The organism is Noviherbaspirillum phoenicis (assembly GCF_047237965.1).
In the GTDB taxonomy this organism is placed as follows: Bacteria; Pseudomonadota; Gammaproteobacteria; order Burkholderiales; family Burkholderiaceae_D; genus Noviherbaspirillum_A.
Window position 1 is genome coordinate 2602175 of the sequence record NZ_JBDFLX010000001.1, and the last position, 18653, is coordinate 2620827.

Genomic DNA, 18653 nt, shown 5'->3' on the forward strand with positions numbered 1-18653 from the left:
GGCAGCCCTATTGCTTGCGATAGATTTCGGCGCCGTTCCTGACGAACTCCACCGCCTTGACTTCCATGCCCTGCTTCAGCGCCGCCACTTCGGAGATGCCTTCGCGGTTGGCATAGTCGCGCACTTCCTGCGTGATTTTCATCGAGCAGAAATGCGGTCCGCACATCGAGCAGAAATGCGCCACCTTGGCCGAGTCCTTGGGCAGGGTCTCGTCGTGGAATTCACGCGCCTTGTCCGGGTCCAGGCCGATGTTGAACTGGTCTTCCCAGCGGAACTCGAAGCGCGCCTTGGACAGCGCGTTGTCGCGGATCTGCGCGCCAGGATGGCCCTTGGCCAGGTCCGCCGCATGGGCCGCGATCTTGTAGGTGATGATGCCGTCCTTGACGTCGGTCTTGTTGGGCAGGCCCAGGTGCTCCTTGGGCGTGACGTAGCACAGCATCGCGGTGCCGTACCAGCCGATCTGCGCGGCGCCGATGCCGGAGGTGATGTGGTCGTAGCCGGGCGCGATGTCGGTCGTCAGCGGTCCGAGCGTATAGAACGGCGCCTCGTGGCACTGTTCCAGCTGCAGGTCCATGTTTTCCTTGATCAGCTGCATCGGCACATGGCCAGGGCCTTCGATCATCACCTGCACGTCATGCTTCCAGGCGATCTGGGTCAGTTCGCCCAGGGTTTTCAGCTCGCCCAGCTGGGCTTCGTCGTTGGCGTCGTAGATCGAGCCCGGACGCAGGCCGTCGCCGAGCGAGAAGGCGACGTCGTACTGCTTCATGATTTCGCAGATGTCCTCGAAATGCTCGTACAGGAAGCTTTCGCGGTGATGCGCCAGGCACCACTTGGCCATGATCGAGCCGCCGCGCGAGACGATGCCGGTCATGCGCTTGGCCGTCAGCGGCACATAGCGCAGCAGCACGCCGGCGTGGATGGTGAAGTAGTCCACGCCCTGCTCGGCCTGCTCGATCAGGGTGTCGCGGAAGATTTCCCAGGTCAGGTCCTCGGCCTTGCCGTTGACCTTTTCCAGCGCCTGGTAGATCGGCACCGTGCCGATCGGCACCGGCGAATTGCGGATGATCCACTCGCGGGTTTCATGGATGTGCTTGCCGGTCGACAGGTCCATCACGGTGTCGCCGCCCCAGCGAATCGACCAGGTCATCTTTTCCACTTCCTCGCCGATGGAAGACGTGACCGCCGAGTTGCCGATGTTGGCGTTGATCTTCACCAGGAAGTTGCGGCCGATGATCATCGGCTCGGACTCGGGGTGGTTGATGTTGTTTGGGATGATGGCACGGCCGCGGGCCACTTCGCTGCGCACGAATTCCGGCGTGATCTCGTCCGGAATCGCGGCGCCGTAGGCCTGGCCGGGATGCTGGCGGCCCATCAGGTCGGCCAGCTTCTGGCCCATCGGGCCGGCGTTCTTCAGGCTTTCCAGGTATTCCTTGCGGCGCAGGTTCTCGCGGATGGCGATGTATTCCATCTCGGGCGTGATGATGCCCTGGCGCGCATAGTGCATCTGGGTCACGTTCTTGCCGGGAATGGCGCGGCGCGGCTTCCTGTGCAGGTTGAAACGCAGCTCTGCCAGCTTGGGGTCGTTCAGGCGCTCAATGCCGTACTGCGAGGTCGGGCCGGCCAGTTCCTCGGTGTCGCCGCGCTCGGCGATCCAGGCTGCGCGCAGCGGCGCCAGGCCGGAGCGGATGTCGATCTGGGCTTCGGGGTCGGTGTAGGGGCCGGAGGTGTCGTACACATAGACCGGCGGATTCGGCTCGGCGCCGAACGAGGCCGGCGTGTCGCTCTGGCTGATCTCGCGCATCGGCACGCGGATGTCCGGGCGCGAGCCTTCGACATAGATCTTGCGGGAATTGGGCAGCGGCTGGACTGCGGCTTCGTCCACCTGGGCGGTGGCGGCGAGAAAGTGCGGATTGGCGTTCATGGCTTCCTTCGGGCAGAGAAGCGAAGGAAGTCCGGGTGCGGTGCGGCCGGCTGCTTCCCTTCGCTGGCATTATCCAGATCAGGTTGGAGGGTATTTCTCACCCGCTTGCAGCATTTCCCGCAAACAGGACCCCTAGCATTTTTTCCGCCGGTTCCCTGGCGGTCGGGCGATTATAGCCCTATCAATTGCGGCTGTGCAGAGATTTCGGCGTGGATTATTCCAGGCTCCGGATACCCTGCCTGCAGCAGGGTTTCGAACTTTTCCGGCGGCAAGGGATGGGAAAACAGATAGCCCTGGCCATACTGGCAACCAGCGGCGCGCAGCAGCGCTTTCTGCTCCTCGGTCTCGATGCCTTCGGCGATCACCTTGATGCCCAGCCGGCGCGCCATCAGGATGATGGTTTCCGCGATGGCGCGGTCGTCCTCGTTCGTTGCCATGTCGCGGATGAAGGAACGGTCGATCTTCAGGTAGTCGATGGCGAATTTCTTCAGGTAGGCCATCGAGGAATAGCCGGTGCCGAAGTCGTCGATGGCAATCTGCATGCCGGCATCGCGATAGGTCTGCAACTGCCGGTCGACGTCGCCCGAAGCGTTGAGCAGCACGCCTTCGGTGATTTCCACCACGATGGCCTGGCCGGGCAGGCCCAGGCTGCACAGATGATCGGCCCAGGACAGCGACTTGGGCGCAAGGAACTGCAGCGGCGACTTGTTGACGCTGACCTGGAAAGTCTTTCCGGTCAGCACGCTCCAGCGACTGGCCCAGCGCGCCGCCTCGCAGAAGACCCAGTCGCCGATCGGGGCGATCAGGCCGGTTTCCTCCGCCACCTGGATGAATGCGCCCGGCCCCACCATGCCGCGCTCCGGATGCTGCCAGCGCACCAGCGCTTCGGCCTTGAGCACGCTGCCGTCGGCCAGGTCGACCACGGGCTGGAAATGCAGCCGCAATTGTTTCTTCTCGATCGCCACGCGCAGATCCTGCACCAGGCGCATGCGCTCCACGCTCTGCTGCTGCATGGCCGCGGTGAAATAGCAATGGCGGTTGCGCCCGGCCCCTTTGGCCGCATACATCGCCTGGTCGGCGTAGCGGATCAGTTCCTCCGCGCTGGACACGTCCTGCGGGTAAAACGCAACGCCAATGCTGGCTGACACGAAAGCGGTTTCATGGACTAGCAAAAACGGCCTGGCCAGCGCCTGCAGCACGTCCTGCACCACCCGCTCGATGTCGCCGATGTGGCTGAAGTCGGGCAGGACGGCGACGAATTCATCGCCGCTCAGGCGCGCCACGATATCGGTGGCGCGCAGGTGCGAAGCAATCCGGCGCGAGGCTTCCACCAGCAGCAGGTCGCCGATGTCGTGGCCGAACACATCGTTGACCTGCTTGAAATCGTCCAGGTCGATGAACAAGGCCGCTACCGACAGGCCGCTGCGCTCGGCCTTGCGCATTTCATGGCCCAGCCGCTCGATCAGCAGGCGCCGGTTGGGCAGCCCGGTCAGGCTGTCGAAATTGGCCTGGCGCCAGATGGTTTCCTCGGTGCGCTTCTTCTCGGTGATGTCGGAAAACTGCGCCAGGTAGCGTTGCACGCTGCCGTCGGGCGCCGTGATGGTGTTGATGGTCAGCCACTCCGGGTATTCCTCGCCGTTCTTGCGCCGGTTCCAGACCTCGCCGCACCAGGTGCCCTTGGCGAGCAGGCTGTCCCACATCTGCCGATAGAACAGGGCGTCATGCCGGCCCGAGCTCATGCACTGTGGATTCCTGCCGGCCACTTCCTCGAAACCATAGCCCGTGATGCGGGTGAATGCCGGGTTGATGGACAGGATATGGTTGGCGGCATCGGTCACCATCATCGCTTCGCTGCTATGCTCGTAGACCAGCGCGGCAATGCGCAAGGCGTCGGCCGCCTCTTTTTGTTCCCGGATATTCATGGCTTGGCTCAGGCGGATCAGGATGGTTTTTGAAGGACTGAATGATGGTCTGGCGGGGCTACTATTTTATTGATTCAGGTCAATAATTTCCTAGTAGAAATCAGTCATCAGACCGGCGCGTCGTTCCCTGTCCTGCCGTCCCTTATAATCACCGGTTTCGCCTACACCCAGCCAAATCATGGAATTAGCCAAGTCCTTCGAGCCCGCCGACATAGAAAAACACTGGCGCACCGAGTGGGAAAGCCGCGGTTACTACACCGCCACCACCGACAGCAGCCGGCCCGCCTTCAGCATCCAGCTGCCGCCGCCCAACGTGACCGGCACGCTGCACATGGGACACGGCTTCAACCAGACCATCATGGATGGCCTGACGCGCTACTACCGCATGCGCAACTACAACACCGCATGGATCCCCGGCACCGACCACGCCGGCATCGCCACCCAGATCGTGGTGGAGCGCCAGCTCGATGCGCAAAAGGTCTCGCGCCATGATCTCGGCCGCGCGGCCTTCCTGGAAAAGGTCTGGGAGTGGAAGGAAAAATCCGGCTCCACCATCACCGGCCAGATGCGCCGCCTCGGCGCCTCCACCGACTGGAGCCGCGAATACTTCACGATGGACGACAAGATGTCCAAGGCGGTCACCGAAGTCTTCGTTCGCCTGTCCGAGCAGGGCCTGATCTACCGCGGCAAGCGACTGGTCAACTGGGACCCGGTGCTGGGCACCGCGGTGTCCGACCTGGAAGTGGTGTCGGAAGAGGAAGACGGCAGCATGTGGCACATCCGCTATCCGCTCGCTGACGGCAGCGGCCACATCACGGTGGCCACCACCCGGCCGGAAACCATGCTGGGCGACGTGGCGGTGGCGGTCGATCCGACCGACGAGCGCTATGCCCACCTGGTTGGCAGGATGCTGACGCTGCCGCTGACGGGCCGCGAGATTCCGCTGATCGCCGATGAATACGTGGACAAGGAATTCGGCACCGGCTGCGTGAAGATCACGCCGGCGCATGACTTCAACGACTATGCGGTCGGCCAGCGCCATGACCTGGCGCCGATCTCCATCATGACGCTGGACGCGAAGATCAACGACAACGGCGCCGCGCCCTACCGCGGCCTGGACCGTTTCGCCGCCCGCAAGCAGATCGTGGCCGACCTCGACGCGCAGGGCCTGCTGGAATCGGTCAAGCCGCACAAGCTGATGGTGCCGCGCGGCGACCGTACCGGCGTGGTGATCGAGCCGATGCTGACCGACCAGTGGTTCGTCGCGATGAGCAAGCCGGCGCCGGAGGGCACCCATTTCCCCGGCAAGTCCATCGCCGAGGTGGCGCTGGAAAAGGTAGCCAGCGGCGAAGTGCGCTTCATCCCCGAAAACTGGACCACCACCTACAACCAGTGGCTCAACAACATCCAGGACTGGTGCATTTCCCGCCAGCTCTGGTGGGGCCACCAGATTCCGGCCTGGTATGACGACGAAGGCAATGTCTATGTCGCCCGCAGCGAGGAGGAAGCGCGCCAGAAGGCCGGCGGCAAGGCCTTGAAGCGCGACGAAGACGTGCTCGACACCTGGTTCTCGTCGGCGCTGGTGCCCTTCTCCTCGCTCGGCTGGCCGGAAAAGACGCCGGAATACGACCTGTTCCTGCCGTCCTCGGTGCTGGTGACGGGCTTTGACATCATCTTCTTCTGGGTTGCCCGGATGGTGATGATGACCACCCACTTCACCGGGAAGGTGCCGTTCCGCGACGTGTACGTGCACGGCCTGGTGCGCGACGCCGCCGGCCAGAAGATGTCCAAATCCAAGGGCAACACGCTGGACCCGATCGACCTGATCGACGGCATCGCGCTGGAAGACCTGGTGGCCAAGCGCACCGTCGGCCTGATGAACCCGAAGCAGGCCGACAGCATCGCCAAGGCCACGCGCAAGGAGTTCCCGAACGGCATCCCGGCCTATGGCACCGATGCGCTGCGCTTCACCATGGCCAGCTATGCCTCGCTGGGCCGCAACATCAACTTCGATCTCGGCCGCTGCGAGGGCTACCGCAACTTCTGCAACAAGCTGTGGAACGCCACCCGCTTCGTGCTGATGAATACCGAGGGCCGCGATTGCGGCATCGACGCCGACGAATCCGCGCTCGACTATTCCGCGGCCGACCGCTGGATCGTCTCGCTGCTGCAGCGCGCCCAGGCCGAGGTGGAGAAGGGATTTGCCGATTACCGCTTCGACAACATCGCTTCCGCCATCTACAAGTTCATCTGGGACGAGTACTGCGACTGGTACCTGGAAGTGGCCAAGGTGCAGGTGCAGACCGGCACCGAGAACCAGCAGCGCGCCACCCGCCGCACCCTGCTGACCGTTCTGGAAGCCGTGCTGCGCCTGGCGCATCCGGTGATCCCGTTCATCACCGAGGAACTGTGGCAGACCGTGGCCCCGCTGGCCGGCCGCGCACCGGCCGGCGGCGAATCCATCATGCTTCAGCCCTACCCGGTCGCCGAAGCCGGCAAGGTCGACGAGCAGGCCGAGCAGTGGATGGCGCAGCTGAAGGCCATGACCGATGCCTGCCGCAACCTGCGCGGCGAGATGCAGTTGTCGCCGGCGCAGAAAGTGCCGCTGCTGCTGGAAGGCGAGCAGGCGCTCCTGCAGTCGTTCGCGCCCTACCTGCAGGCGCTGGCCAAGCTGTCGGAAGTGCAGGTGCTGGCAACGCTGCCGGACTCGCCGGCGCCGGTGTCGGTGGTGGGCAATGCCAAGCTGATGCTCAAGGTGGAGATCGACGTCGCCGCCGAGCGCGAGCGGCTGAGCAAGGAAATCACCCGCCTGGAAGGCGAGATCGCCAAGGCCAATGCCAAGCTGTCCAACGAGAGCTTCGTCGCCCGTGCGCCGGCCCAGGTGGTGGCGCAGGAAAAGGAGAGGTTGACCAGCTTCTCCGGCACGTTGGACAAGCTGCGCGAGCAACTGGGCAAGCTGGCGAAAGCCTGAGTTTGACAAGACCGGTTGCGGCGCTTTGCTTGCGCGCTGCAGCCGCTTCGGGCATGAAACGCAACACGACAAACGCCGGTCCTCCGGCGTTTTTCTTTATACGAAAGAAATATTCAGCCCGGGCAGGATGATGCCGGAAAATGCGCTGATCCAGGTCTGCCCGGCTTCGATGGGATAGGCCTCGGTCCAGGTGCCGGTGGTGATGATCTCGCCGGCGGCCAGCGGCGGGAACTGCGGCTGCTTCTGCAGCATGGCATGCAGGTGCCACAGCGCCTGCACCGGGCTGCCCATCACGTCGCTGCCGAAGCCGGCGCCGCGCAGGCTCATCACGCCATCCCTGCCCCAGGACATCGAAATGCTGGCCATGCCCAGCACCTCGCCCAGGTTGCGGCGGGTTTCGACCGATACGCCCTTGGGTTCGCCGACGATCAGGGCGCCATGCAGGCCGAAGGCGGCCACCGCGTCGGCCGGCTCGAATGTCCAGCCGGGATAGGGACAGGTGACGATCTCGAAGCCATGCGCCATCCATTCGATGCAGTCGGCCAGCTGCCTGGGGCTGGCATCCGGCGCGGGCGTTGCGCCCAACTTGAACACCACTTCCGGCTCCAGCCGCGGCTGCTGGGCGCCGGCCAGGCTCTGGATGCCGTGGTTGTCCGGCGCAAAGCGCACGGTGCTGTCGAACAGCGGCGCCCAGATCGGTTCCTTGAGGGCCTCGGTCTCGCTCAACCGCGGCCAGGCGGCGCGGTTGGTGAAGCCGATCTTGCGCCCGACCATGGTTTCCCCCTGCGCGATCCGGATATCCATGATGTTCTTGGCAACTTCATAGCCATCCGCCATCGACAGCGGGCCTTGCGACGACAGGCAGGGAATCAGTTCGGCATCGGCACGGGCTGCGAGCAGGCGATGTGCATGGCGGGCAGCTTGGGCGGACAAAAGCATAGGGAACTCGCAGCAGGAAGGATAGGCGATCCGGGAAGACATCGCATTTTCAGCGACGGACAATCTTTGCACAAGCCTTCCCGCCGCCAATTGCGTCCACGCAAGCCGCCTGGGCAGCGCCGGGCATGAAAGCCGGTATCAGCCCATGCTGGCGGGGTCCCACAGATCGCCGTTCGGACTGGTGCGCGGCGCGGCGATGCCAAAATGACTATAGGCCGCCGGCGTGGCGATGCGGCCGCGCGGCGTGCGCTGCAAAAAGCCCTGCTGGATCAGGTAGGGCTCCAGCACATCCTCGATGGTGTCGCGCTCCTCGCCGATGGCGGCGGCCAGGTTGTCGAGGCCGACCGGCCCGCCGCCGAACTTGAACAGCACCGCCTCCAGCAGCTTGCGGTCCATCAGGTCGAAGCCGACCGGGTCGACATCCAGCATCACCAGCGCCGCATCGGCAATGGCCTTGGTGATGGCGCCGTTGCCCTTGACCTCGGCATAGTCGCGCACCCGGCGCAGCAGCCGGTTGGCGATACGCGGCGTGCCGCGGCTGCGGCGCGCGATTTCCAGCGCGCCTTCATCGTCGATCGGCGCATTGAGCAGCGCCGAACTGCGGCTGACGATGCGCGCCAGCTGGTCCGGCGTATAGAATTCCAGCCGGCCGACGATGCCGAAACGGTCGCGCAGCGGGTTGGTCAGCATGCCGGCGCGGGTGGTGGCGCCGACCAGCGTGAAGGGCTGCAGGTCCAGCCGCACCGAGCGCGCGGCCGGGCCTTCGCCGATCATGATGTCGATCTGGTAATCCTCCAGCGCCGGATACAGGATTTCCTCGACCACCGGCGACAGCCGATGGATCTCGTCGATGAACAGCACGTCATTGGCCTCAAGGTTGGTCAAGAGCGCGGCCAGGTCGCCGGCGCGCTCCAGCACCGGGCCGGACGTCTGGCGCAGGTTCACGCCCATTTCCCGCGCGATGATATGCGCCAGCGTGGTCTTGCCCAGGCCGGGAGGGCCGAACAGCAGCGTGTGGTCGAGCGCTTCCTTGCGGTTGCGGGCGGCGGCGATGAAGATTTCGAGCTGGCCGCGCACCTTTTCCTGGCCGACATACTCGTCGAGTTGCTTGGGCCGCAGCGCCCGTTCGATCGCTTCCTCGTTCGGCGAGGCCGGCGTGGCGGCGATGATGCGTTGTTCCGAAAAATTGTCTGTCTGGATGCTCATGGCGTGGGTCCTGCGCTTGTCTGTTTACAGTGCGCACTGCATGCAGTGCGCTTAATCCCTACCCCTTGGACAGGGCTTTCAGCGCCAGCTTGATGCCTTCCGACACCCCGGCGCCGGCCGGCACCTGCTTCATTGCCAGCGTGGCTTCCTTGTCGGAGTAACCCAACGCCAGCAGTGCATTGAGGATATCGGAACTGGCGTCGCCGTGCTGCGCGCCGCCCGCGCCGATGTCGGCGCCCAGCTTGCCCTTCAATTCGAGCAGCAGGCGCTCGGCGGTTTTCTTGCCGATGCCCGGGATCTTGGTCAGCCGACCCGATTCCTGCAGCGTGACCGCGCTGGACAATTCGGCGACCGACATGCCGGACAGGATGGACAGCGCGGTACGGGCGCCCACACCCGAGATCTTGATCAACTGGCGGAACACTTCGCGTTCCTCGGCATTGCCGAAGCCGTACAATAAATGCGCATCCTCGCGCACCGCCAGATGGGTCAGCAGCACCACCTTTTCCCCCAGCCCCGGCAGGTTATAGAAGGTGCTCATCGGGACGCTGACTTCGTAGCCGACACCGCTGCAATCGATCAGCAGTTGCGGTGGATTTTTTTCAAGCAAAGTTCCGGAAAGTCGGCCTATCATCTGGTTAAGCTTTCATATAAGTGTTGGAATCATACAGGACTACAGGACACCGCCATGGTTGATGCCGGAGACGACCTTATTGTGATCCCGCCCCGCCCGTCGGCACTGCAAAAGCTGCTGCAGATGCTGGCCTTGCTGGTTGGCATCGTGTGGGCATTGCCGCTGACGCTGGTCGGCCTGCTGCTGGCATTGCCGGTCATCGCCTGCCGCGGCGAGGTGCGGCTGGTGCGCTCCGCACGCGCGCCGGCGCTGCTGTTCAGCGGCCGGGCTGCGGATTACATGCTGGAGCGGCATCCTTTCGGCGCGATGTGCGCAATGGCGATTGGCCATGTAGTGATTGCCGAACGCAGCAGTTTGACCCGCCGCATCCTGACCCATGAACTGGCGCATGTGCGCCAGGCCGCCTGCTGGGGCATTTTATTTCCCTTCGTCTATCTTGGCGCCAGCGCTTGGGCGCTGCTGCGCGGCCAGGATGCCTACTGGAACAACGTGTTTGAAATTGCCGCGCGCAAGGCGGAACGGCACGCCTGAGGCCGTCGGGAGTAAGCGAGCAGCCGGCGCGGGGCGCCATGCCTGAAGCGCAATAGGCTGCCCATCGTTCGGCCCAGTCGGCAATTTGGTGCAATGTCCTTGGGGCATGGAATTTTCCAAAGCCGTTGCAGTTGCAGTGGCTTCGGCCGTTGATGTTGCAGTGGCTTCTGCCGTTGCCGTTGCTTTTGAAGTGGCCGTTGCAGTGAAATCCCGTTGAGCGCCCCGCTCCGGGTACCGCTGGCACGGGCACCCCGCGCAGCGGGGCGCGATCACCGGGTCGCCTTTTTTTGGTTACTTTTTTTGGCGAAGCAAAAAAAGTGACCCGGCCGCCGGGACGGATTCCCGGCTTGTCTCCACGGCAGTGCAGCCGCATTGCGTCACCCGGCAACGCTCGGGCAGCACTGTCGGTGTTGCCTTTAGCAGTGATCGCAGCGCACTGCTAAAGGCAACTGCAACTGCTGCTTCGCAGTGACGTCTTTCCGCCGGGTGAAACAAGCCGACTGCACTGTCGTCATGACCAAGCCGGGAGTTCGCCCCGGCGGGCGACCTACTTCTTTTGCTTCGCCAAAAGAAGTAGGCAAGAAAAGGCGACCCGGTGATCGCGCCCTCGCTGCGCGAGGGTCCCCGTGCCGTCGATGCATGGAGCGGGGCGCGGCTAAACTCGCCAAGCTGCGCTTGGCTCAGACAGACGCCGCACCTTTTCCCGCTCCACGCACCGACGGCACGGCGCGCTCAACGGGATTTAAAAGCAACGGCAACTGCAACTTCAAAAACAACGGCAACGGCAACGGCCACTGCAACTGCAACTGCAACTGCAACTGCAACTGCAACTGCAACCGTGCCCCACAGCCCCGCCAATCTGCAATCCAGCAGTTACATCGGCAATCTCACCAAGCCCACGCAATAGCCCCCAAGGGTCAAACCGTCTAGCCAACCAGCCGTCCGCCCCGCACCCGCAGGCCGCGGCGCGACAGGCCCGGCGCCAGGCCGTTGAGCATGGCCAGGGTCTCGCCGCTGTGGGCATGGCAGATCGCCACGCCCAGCGCATCGGCGGCATCGGTGCCGGGCAGGCCCGGCAGCACCAGGAGGCGCTGCACCATGTCCTGCATCTGCTGCTTGGCCGCCTTGCCGTGGCCGACCACCGCCTGCTTGACCTGCAGCGCAGTGTATTCCGACACCAGCAATTCGTTGTGCACCAGCGCGCAAATCGCCGCGCCGCGCGCCTGGCCCAGGAGCAGCGTGGACTGCGGATTGACGTTGACGAATACCTTCTCGATCGCGGCGCAGTCCGGCTGGTAGGTGCGCACCACTTCCGACACGCCCGCCAGGATGGTTTTCAGGCGGGACGGCAAATCGGCATCGACGGTGCGGATGGTGCCGGAAGCGATATAGGCAAGCTTGTTGCCTTCCTTGTGGATGACGCCAAAGCCGGTCACCCGCAGGCCGGGATCGATGCCGAGTATGCGCATGATTGCCTGCCCCGCCGGATCAGTGACGGAAATGGCGGGTGCCGGTGAGCACCATCACCACGTCCTGCTCGTCGGCCGCGGCGATCACTTCCTGGTCGCGCATCGAGCCGCCCGGCTGGATCACCGCGGTCGCGCCCGCGGCCACCACCACGTCGAGGCCGTCGCGGAACGGGAAGAAGGCGTCCGACGCCACCGCGGAGCCGGCCAGCGACAGGCCGGCATTCTGCGCCTTGATCGAGGCGATGCGGGCCGAGTCGACCCGGCTCATCTGGCCGGCGCCCACGCCCAGCGTCATGCCGTTGCCGCAGAAGACGATGGCGTTCGATTTGACGAACTTGGCCACGCGCCAGGCGAACATCAGGTCCTGCATCTGCTGCGGCGTCGGCTGGCGCTTGCTGACCACCTTCAGCTCGGCTACCTGCACGTTCTTCGCATCCGGCGACTGCACCAGGAGGCCGCCGCCGACGCGCTTGAAGTCATGGGCATTGATGCCATTGCCCAGCGGGATTTCCAGCAGGCGCACATTCTGTTTGGCAACGAACACCTTGCGCGCTTCCTCGGTGAACGACGGCGCGATCAGCACTTCGACGAACTGCTTGGCGACCGCTTCGGCCGCCGCGCCGTCGAGTTCCTGGTTGAACGCGATGATGCCGCCGAAGGCCGAGGTCGGGTCGGTCTGCAGCGCCTTGCTGTAGGCCTCCAGCGGGTTGGCGCCAACCGCCACGCCGCAGGGATTGGCATGCTTGATGATCACGCAGGCGCTGCCTTCGAAGGTCTTCACGCATTCCCAGGCGGCGTCGGCGTCGGCGATGTTGTTGTAGGACAGCTCCTTGCCCTGCAGCTGGCGGTAGTTGGCCAGCGCGCCGGCCGGCACGGCCAGGTCGCGGTAGAAGGCGGCCGACTGGTGCGGATTCTCGCCGTAGCGCATTTCCTGCACCTTCTCGAAATGCAGGTTCAGCGTCTCCGGATAGGCGCTGCGGCTGGCGTGGGCCAGGTCGTCGCCCAGGGACGTGAAGTAGTTGGTGATCGCGCTGTCGTACTGCGCGGTATGGGCGAACACCTTCTTGGCCAGCGCGAAGCGGGTGGCATAGCCGACCTCGCCGGACCCGGACTGCAGCTGGGCCAGCACCGGCGCATAGTCGGACGGGTCGCACAGCACGATCACGTCCTTGTGGTTCTTGGCCGAGGAACGCAGCATCGCCGGGCCGCCGATGTCGATGTTCTCGATCGCGTCTTCCAGCGAGCATTCCTCGCGCGACACCGTCTGCACGAAGGGATAGAGATTGACCACCACCATGTCGATGGTCGGGATGCCATGCTGCTCCAGCGCCGCCGCATGCTCCGGGAAGTCGCGCCGCGCCAGGATGCCGCCGTGCACTTTCGGATGCAGGGTCTTGACCCGGCCATCCAGCATTTCCGGGAAGCCGGTGTAGTCGGCCACTTCGGTCACTGCCACGCCGTTATCAGCCAGCAGCTTGGCGGTGCCGCCGGTGGACAGGATGTTGACACCCATGGCAGACAGCGCGCGGGCAAAGTCGAGCACGCCGGTCTTGTCGGAAACGGAGATGAGGGCTTGTTTGATCATGATGGAGATAGCCAAAGTGATTGATGTGGTGAAAGCCGTTGCGGTGTGCCATGGCAGACATGGCGCCTTGCGCGGCACGGCCGTAAGCATCCGACTCGGTGGACCCGGCGGCCCCGGTGGGGCAGCCTGGCGGGCGTCAGATCAGGCCGTGCTGCTGCAGCTTCTTGCGCAGGGTGTTGCGGTTGATGCCCAGCATTTCGGCCGCATGCGACTGGTTGCCCTCCGCGCGCGCCATGACTGCTTCCAGAATAGGTTTTTCAACGGTGAATACCACCATTTCATAGACATTCGAGGGCTGCTGCTCGCCCAGGTCCTTGAAATACTTTTCCAGACTCTTCTTGACGACGTCCTGGATGTTGTCTTTGCTCATATTCAGTAGTTGAGTGTTTTTATTATGGATTCAGGCTGCGAGCTTGTCGTCCGCCAGGCCGTACCGCAGCCGCTCGCCATAGGCGTGCTGGGCGCGGAAAAAGTCCCTGACGGCCGCGAGTTGCGCGTCGCAGTCCTCCAACAGATTCATTGCCCGGCGAAATGCCTCGCCGCCGGGCAGCGACCTTACGTACCAGCCTATGTGCTTGCGCGCGGTGCGCACGCCCAGGTAGGCGCCGTAAAACCCATAGTGCGCAAGCAGGTGTTCTTCCATCAGCGCCGCGACCTCGTCCACCAGCGGCGCCGGCAGATGGGTGCCGGTACGCAGGAAATGCGCGATTTCGCGGAAGATCCAGGGCCGGCCCTGGGCGGCGCGGCCGACCATCACCGCGTCGGCCCCGGTCGCCTGCAGCACCGCCCTGGCCTTTTCCGGCGAGGTGATGTCGCCATTGGCCACGACCGGAATGCCGACGCTGGCCTTGACCGCGGCAATGGTGTCGTACTCGGCCTCGCCGGCATAGCCGTCGGCCCGGGTGCGGCCATGCAGCGTCAGCATGGCGATGCCGCTGGCTTCGGCGATGGCGGCGATCTTCAGCGCGTTCTTGTGCTGGCGGTCCCAGCCGGTGCGGAATTTCAGCGTCACCGGCACGTCCACCGCGCCGGTGACCGCTTCAAGGATGGACGCCACCAGCGCCTCGTCCTGCAGCAGGGCAGAACCACACCAGCTGTTGCAGACCTTCTTGACCGGGCAGCCCATGTTGATGTCGATGATCTGGGCGCCGCGCTCGACATTGAAGCGGGCGCAATTGGCCAGCATCTGCGGGTCGGCGCCGGCGATCTGCACGGCACGCGGTTCCATCTCGCCATCGTGGTTGATGCGGCGGGAGGTCTTCTCGCTGGCCCACAGGCGTGGATCGGACGCCGCCATCTCGGACACCGCATAGCCGGCGCCAAGCTGCTTGCAGAGTTGGCGGAACGGACGATCGGTCACCCCTGCCATCGGAGCGACAAATACGTTGTTGCGCAACTGATAAGGTCCGATGTGCACGAGGTGGCCAAAAAACGAAAAGCGCTATTTTAGCCTCAATCGCCTCCCGCTCCGGGCCGTATACACACTTACTATGCAATGAGGCAACTAAATTGCTGTAACTACCTTAGTTGCCCAGTTCATCCAGGGCAGCCGTCAGGTGCGCATTGTCGGACCAGCGCAACACCTGCAGCGTTTCGCCGTCCCAGCGCAGGTGATTGATCGCCGCATTGAGCACGTCGAAATTGCGCGGCGCGCTGATGTCCATGCCGTGCGCGGCGCGGTAGACGCAGTCCAGCACGCCGCCGTGGCTGAACAGCGCGATGCGCTGGCCGCGATGCGCCTCGGCAATCCGGATCACCGCGTCGACCGCGCGCTGCGCGAATTCGGCGAAAGTTTCCGCCCGCCGTTCGCCATCCGGATAGCGGGCATGCGGGTCGCGCGCGCGCCACTGGGCATGCGCCTCCGGAAAACGCGCTTCCAGTTCCTCGTACAGCAGGCCCTCGAAGGCGCCGAAGCAGCGTTCCCGCAGCGCCGGGTCGGTGGAGAGCGGCATGCCCAGCGCGGTCGCCACCGCCTGCGCGGTGCTGCGGGCGCGGCCGAGGTCGCTGCTGATGATGGCGTCGAACTTCTCGTCAGCCAGCGCCCGCGCCAGTGCCGCCGCCTGGCGTTCGCCTTCCGCATTGAGCGGAATGTCCAGGTGGCCCTGCAGCCGTTTCTCGGCATTCCAGGCGGTTTCGCCGTGGCGGATCAGGAAAATCTCGGTCATGCGTATCTCTTTCAGTTGGTGCGGACGGTTTGCGGCGGCCTGATCTGCAGCCAGAAGGTCACCGGCCCGTCATTGGTCAGGCTGACCTTCATGTCGGCGCCGAACACGCCGGTGGCCACCACCGGATGCCGCTGGCGCGCGGCCGCCACGAAATGGTCGAACAGGCGCCGGCCCTGCTCGGGCGGCGCCGCCGGCGTGAACGAGGGCCGGGTGCCGGAACGGGTATCGGCCGCCAGCGTGAACTGCGGCACCAGCAGCAGGCCGCCGCCGACATCGGCCACGCTGCGGTTCATCTTGCCGGCTTCGTCGGAAAACACGCGATAGCCCAGCAGCTTGGTCAGCAGGGCGTCGGCTTCGCGTTCGCTGTCGTCGCGCTCGGCGCAGACCAGCACCATCAGGCCGGCGTCGATCGCGCCCACCAGCGCGCCATCGACCACCACGCCGGCGCTGCTGACCCGCTGCAAGAGCGCGATCACGCCAGGGTCACCCGGGCAAACTTGCGCTTGCCGACCTGCAGCACGAAGCTGCCCGCCTCGACCTTCATCGCCTTGTCGGACAGCACGGCGCCGTCGATGCGCACGCCGCCCTGCTCCACCATGCGCAGCGCCTCCGAGGTCGACGCGCACAGGCCGGCCTGCTTGAGCAGCTGGCCGATGCCCAGCGGCGCGCCGGACACCGCGACTTCGGCGATGTCGTCGGGAATGCCGCCGCGGGCGCGGTTGTCGAAATCGGCCAGCGCCGCCTCGGCCGCCGCGCGCGAATGGAAGCGCTCGACGATTTCCTGCGCCAGCAGCACCTTGATGTCGCGCGGATTGCGGCCACCCTCCACCTCGGCGCGGAACTGCGCGATCTCGGCCAGCGAACGGAAGGACAGCAGTTCCAGGTAGCGCCACATCATCGGGTCGGAAATGCTCATGATCTTGGCGAACATGGTGTTGGCCGGCTCGGTGATGGCGATGTAGTTGCCCTTGGACTTGGACATCTTGTCGACGCCGTCCGTGCCTTCCAGCAGCGGCATGGTCAGGATGCACTGCTGCTCCTGGCCATAGTGCTTCTGCAGTTCGCGCCCCACCAGCAGGTTGAATTTCTGGTCGGTGCCGCCCAGTTCCAGGTCGGCCTTCAGCGCCACCGAGTCGTAGCCCTGCATCAGCGGATACAGCAGCTCATGCACCGAGATCGGCGTGCCTTCCCTGAAGCGCTTGGTGAAGTCCTCGCGCTCCAGGATGCGGGCGACGGTATAGCGCGACGACAGCTCGATCATGCCGCGCGCGCCGAGCTGGTCGCACCACTCGGAGTTGTAGCGGATCTCGGTTCTGGCCGGGTCCAGCACCAGGCTGGCCTGGGCAAAGTAGGTCTTGGCGTTTTCCTCGATCTGCGCGCGCGTCAGCGGCGGCCGGGTGACGTTGCGGCCCGACGGGTCGCCGATCATGGAGGTGAAATCGCCGATCAGGAAAATGACCGTGTGGCCCAGATCTTGCAATTGCCGCATCTTGTTGAGCACGACGGTATGGCCCAGGTGCAGGTCGGGCGCAGTGGGGTCCAGGCCCAGCTTGATGCGCAACGGCTTGCCGTTTTTTTCAGATCGCAGCAACTTTTGCACCAGTTCCGACTCCACCAGCAGCTCATCGATACCGCGCTTGATGATATTGAGTGCGTTTTGCACGCTTTCGGTGAGCGGCAATGACTCTGCGGCCGGCGACGTAAGGCTTTGTTTCTCTTGAGAATGGTTGGTCATAACACTGATCAAAATGGCATTTTTGAGGGAAATCGACAATTTACGTTGTTATAATGCCGGCTTTCTTTAACCTTGCTCGATATCAACACGGCAACTTTTCGCCGATGTTGACGACAAAACGGCAGATTTTAACTGATCGAATGGTCGCTATAGATAAATTACTGAGCATGGGCGCGCGCAGCGCACGGTTTGTCGGATCGTCACGAAAGCACCGGATCATATCCGCATCGGCAGTATTCCTGGCCATGTGCGCCTTTGGCGCGGCCGGCGTTGCCCCGATGGCGCCTGACGCCTCCGACCTGCCGGTGCAGTCGATCGTCGAGGAGCTGGCCCTGCCCACGCTGGCGGAACAGGTCGCCGGCTTGACGCCCTCCGCCCAAACCTTCATCAACGAAGAGCGCGTCCGTTCCGGCGATACGCTGGCCACGCTGGCGCAGCGCCTCGGCATCGACGACGACGACGCCATCGCCTTCATCAAGACCGATCCAATTGCACGCGGCATGCTGCAGCTGAAGACAGGCAAGCGGGTACAGGCGCAAACCGGCGCCGACGGCCAGCTGCTGTGGATGAGCGCGGCCGATAACGATACTCGCGACAACACGCCGGTGAGGAACCTGCTCATCAAGCGCGACGGCGAGAGCTTCAAGGCCTCGGTGGTGGCGGCAGCGCTGGAAAAGCGGATGGAAATGCGGTCCGGCGAAATCCGTTCCTCCCTGTTTGCCGCTACCGACGTGGCGCAGATTCCAGATGCGATCGCCAGCCAGATCGTCGACATGTTTTCCACCAATATCGACTTCCGCACCGACCTGCGCCGCGGCGACCGCTTCAATGTGATCTACGAAACCTTCTGGCAGGACGGCGAGTACGTCCGTTCCGGGCGCATCCTGGCGGCCGAGTTCCGCAATGGCGGATCGACCTACCAGACCGTCTGGTTCGAGGAGCCGGGCAAGGCTGGCGGCTATTTCGGCTTCGACGGCAAGTCCCTGAAGAAGGCCTTCCTGAAGTCGCCGCTGGAATTCTCCCGCGTCTCCTCGGGCTTTTCGATGCGCATGCATCCGATCTCGGGACACTGGCGCCAGCACAAGGGCGTCGACTTCGCCGCCGCCACCGGCACCCCGATCCGGGCGTCCGGCGATGGCGTGGTGGAATTCTCGGGCGTGCAGAGCGGCTACGGCAACATCGTGGTCATCAAGCACTGGTCGAATTATTCGACCGCCTATGCCCACATGAGCCGCTTTGCCAGCGGCCTGCAGAAGGGCCAGAAAGTCAGCCAAGGCGACGTGATCGGCTATGTCGGCTCCACCGGCTGGTCCACCGGGCCGCACCTGCACTACGAGTTCCGCGTCAACAACGAGCCGCGCGATCCGCTGAGCATCGACCTGCCCAACGTGGCGCCGCTGGCAGGCGCCGAACTGCAGCGCTTCCGCAGGGTTGCCGGCGACATGACCCATCGTTTCGCGCTGATGATGCCGCAGGAAGATGCGGTCCGGGTGGCATCCAACTAGAACGCATCCTGCCGGCACCATGCCGGCTTCGTCCACTTTCATGGGACCGTTTTCCGAAACCGGCTTGCAC

At 64.2% G+C, this 18653-nt stretch carries 15 protein-coding genes and 1 riboswitch; of the genes, 3 read left to right on the plus strand and 12 right to left on the minus strand.

The window, feature by feature from the left end; genetic code table 11:
• Window positions 1-7: 7 nt before the first annotated feature.
• Window positions 8-1921, minus strand: a complete 1914-nt coding sequence (thiC, locus tag ABC383_RS11825) for a phosphomethylpyrimidine synthase ThiC (RefSeq protein WP_413014154.1) — start codon at window positions 1919-1921, stop codon at window positions 8-10.
• 38 nt (window positions 1922-1959) lie between these two features.
• Window positions 1960-2065: riboswitch (TPP riboswitch) on the minus strand.
• Window positions 2066-2091: 26 nt separating this feature from the next.
• Complete coding sequence (locus ABC383_RS11830; protein ID WP_413014156.1) at window positions 2092-3843, minus strand: putative bifunctional diguanylate cyclase/phosphodiesterase; 1752 nt, start codon at window positions 3841-3843, stop codon at window positions 2092-2094.
• A 178-nt stretch (window positions 3844-4021) separates the two neighbouring features.
• On the opposite strand from ABC383_RS11830, the gene ABC383_RS11835 reads away from it, so the two are divergent.
• Window positions 4022-6814, plus strand: a complete 2793-nt coding sequence (locus tag ABC383_RS11835) for a valine--tRNA ligase (protein WP_413014157.1) — start codon at window positions 4022-4024, stop codon at window positions 6812-6814.
• Window positions 6815-6910: 96 nt separating this feature from the next.
• Here the strand turns inward: ABC383_RS11835 and ABC383_RS11840 are convergent, their stop codons facing one another.
• The 3 genes from ABC383_RS11840 to ruvA all read right to left on the minus strand — a co-directional run bounded on the left by ABC383_RS11840 (window position 6911) and on the right by ruvA (window position 9593).
• Complete coding sequence (locus ABC383_RS11840; protein ID WP_413014159.1) at window positions 6911-7753, minus strand: 2-keto-4-pentenoate hydratase; 843 nt, start codon at window positions 7751-7753, stop codon at window positions 6911-6913.
• A 138-nt stretch (window positions 7754-7891) separates the two neighbouring features.
• The gene (gene ruvB, locus ABC383_RS11845) at window positions 7892-8959 is read right to left on the minus strand and encodes a Holliday junction branch migration DNA helicase RuvB (protein WP_413014161.1); all 1068 of its coding nucleotides are present in this window, start codon (window positions 8957-8959) and stop codon (window positions 7892-7894) included.
• 58 nt (window positions 8960-9017) lie between these two features.
• On the minus strand, window positions 9018-9593 hold the full coding sequence (ruvA, locus tag ABC383_RS11850) for a Holliday junction branch migration protein RuvA (RefSeq protein WP_413014163.1): 576 nt from the start codon (window positions 9591-9593) through the stop codon (window positions 9018-9020).
• Between the two features lie 54 nt (window positions 9594-9647).
• Here ruvA and ABC383_RS11855 point away from each other — a divergent pair, with 54 nt between their 5' ends.
• Window positions 9648-10124, plus strand: a complete 477-nt coding sequence (locus ABC383_RS11855; protein WP_413014164.1) for a signal peptide prediction — start codon at window positions 9648-9650, stop codon at window positions 10122-10124.
• Window positions 10125-11050: 926 nt separating this feature from the next.
• On the opposite strand, the gene ruvC is transcribed toward ABC383_RS11855, so the two are convergent.
• From ruvC to tyrS, 7 genes are all read right to left on the minus strand, one after another.
• The gene (gene ruvC / locus ABC383_RS11860) at window positions 11051-11593 is read right to left on the minus strand and encodes a crossover junction endodeoxyribonuclease RuvC (RefSeq protein WP_413014166.1); all 543 of its coding nucleotides are present in this window, start codon (window positions 11591-11593) and stop codon (window positions 11051-11053) included.
• A 19-nt stretch (window positions 11594-11612) separates the two neighbouring features.
• Complete coding sequence (gene purH / locus ABC383_RS11865; protein ID WP_413014168.1) at window positions 11613-13178, minus strand: bifunctional phosphoribosylaminoimidazolecarboxamide formyltransferase/IMP cyclohydrolase; 1566 nt, start codon at window positions 13176-13178, stop codon at window positions 11613-11615.
• Between the two features lie 136 nt (window positions 13179-13314).
• Window positions 13315-13548 carry a Fis family transcriptional regulator gene (locus ABC383_RS11870; RefSeq protein ID WP_194714975.1) on the minus strand — a complete coding sequence of 78 codons (234 nt, stop codon included), beginning with the start codon at window positions 13546-13548 and terminating at the stop codon, window positions 13315-13317.
• A 30-nt stretch (window positions 13549-13578) separates the two neighbouring features.
• Window positions 13579-14595 (minus strand): tRNA dihydrouridine synthase DusB, encoded by a 1017-nt coding sequence (gene dusB, locus ABC383_RS11875; protein ID WP_413014170.1) that lies wholly within the window; start codon window positions 14593-14595, stop codon window positions 13579-13581.
• Window positions 14596-14701: 106 nt separating this feature from the next.
• Window positions 14702-15343, minus strand: a complete 642-nt coding sequence (locus tag ABC383_RS11880; RefSeq protein ID WP_413014172.1) for a histidine phosphatase family protein — start codon at window positions 15341-15343, stop codon at window positions 14702-14704.
• An 11-nt stretch (window positions 15344-15354) separates the two neighbouring features.
• Complete coding sequence (gene dtd / locus ABC383_RS11885) at window positions 15355-15819, minus strand: D-aminoacyl-tRNA deacylase (RefSeq protein ID WP_413014174.1); 465 nt, start codon at window positions 15817-15819, stop codon at window positions 15355-15357.
• Window positions 15816-17078, minus strand: a complete 1263-nt coding sequence (gene tyrS / locus ABC383_RS11890; protein ID WP_413014176.1) for a tyrosine--tRNA ligase — start codon at window positions 17076-17078, stop codon at window positions 15816-15818. The genes dtd and tyrS overlap by 4 nt, the downstream gene beginning before the upstream one ends.
• A 140-nt stretch (window positions 17079-17218) precedes the next feature.
• On the opposite strand from tyrS, the gene ABC383_RS11895 reads away from it, so the two are divergent.
• Entirely contained in the window at window positions 17219-18583 is a 1365-nt protein-coding gene (locus tag ABC383_RS11895; RefSeq protein WP_413014178.1) for a M23 family metallopeptidase, read from the plus strand.
• Window positions 18584-18653: the final 70 nt, after the last annotated feature.

Bases quoted from the DNA above. Each gene is read 5' to 3' on its own strand.
- thiC (WP_413014154.1), bottom strand. From the start codon at position 1,921: ATGAACGCCAATCCGCACTTTCTCGCCGCCACCGCCCAGGTGGACGAA.
- ABC383_RS11830 (WP_413014156.1), bottom strand. From the start codon at position 3,843: ATGAATATCCGGGAACAAAAAGAGGCGGCCGACGCCTTGCGCATTGCC.
- ABC383_RS11835 (WP_413014157.1), top strand. From the start codon at position 4,022: ATGGAATTAGCCAAGTCCTTCGAGCCCGCCGACATAGAAAAACACTGG.
- ABC383_RS11840 (WP_413014159.1), bottom strand. From the start codon at position 7,753: ATGCTTTTGTCCGCCCAAGCTGCCCGCCATGCACATCGCCTGCTCGCA.
- ruvB (WP_413014161.1), bottom strand. From the start codon at position 8,959: ATGAGCATCCAGACAGACAATTTTTCGGAACAACGCATCATCGCCGCC.
- ruvA (WP_413014163.1), bottom strand. From the start codon at position 9,593: ATGATAGGCCGACTTTCCGGAACTTTGCTTGAAAAAAATCCACCGCAA.
- ABC383_RS11855 (WP_413014164.1), top strand. From the start codon at position 9,648: ATGGTTGATGCCGGAGACGACCTTATTGTGATCCCGCCCCGCCCGTCG.
- ruvC (WP_413014166.1), bottom strand. From the start codon at position 11,593: ATGCGCATACTCGGCATCGATCCCGGCCTGCGGGTGACCGGCTTTGGC.
- purH (WP_413014168.1), bottom strand. From the start codon at position 13,178: ATGATCAAACAAGCCCTCATCTCCGTTTCCGACAAGACCGGCGTGCTC.
- ABC383_RS11870 (WP_194714975.1), bottom strand. From the start codon at position 13,548: ATGAGCAAAGACAACATCCAGGACGTCGTCAAGAAGAGTCTGGAAAAG.
- ABC383_RS11880 (WP_413014172.1), bottom strand. From the start codon at position 15,343: ATGACCGAGATTTTCCTGATCCGCCACGGCGAAACCGCCTGGAATGCC.
- tyrS (WP_413014176.1), bottom strand. From the start codon at position 17,078: ATGACCAACCATTCTCAAGAGAAACAAAGCCTTACGTCGCCGGCCGCA.
- ABC383_RS11895 (WP_413014178.1), top strand. From the start codon at position 17,219: ATGGTCGCTATAGATAAATTACTGAGCATGGGCGCGCGCAGCGCACGG.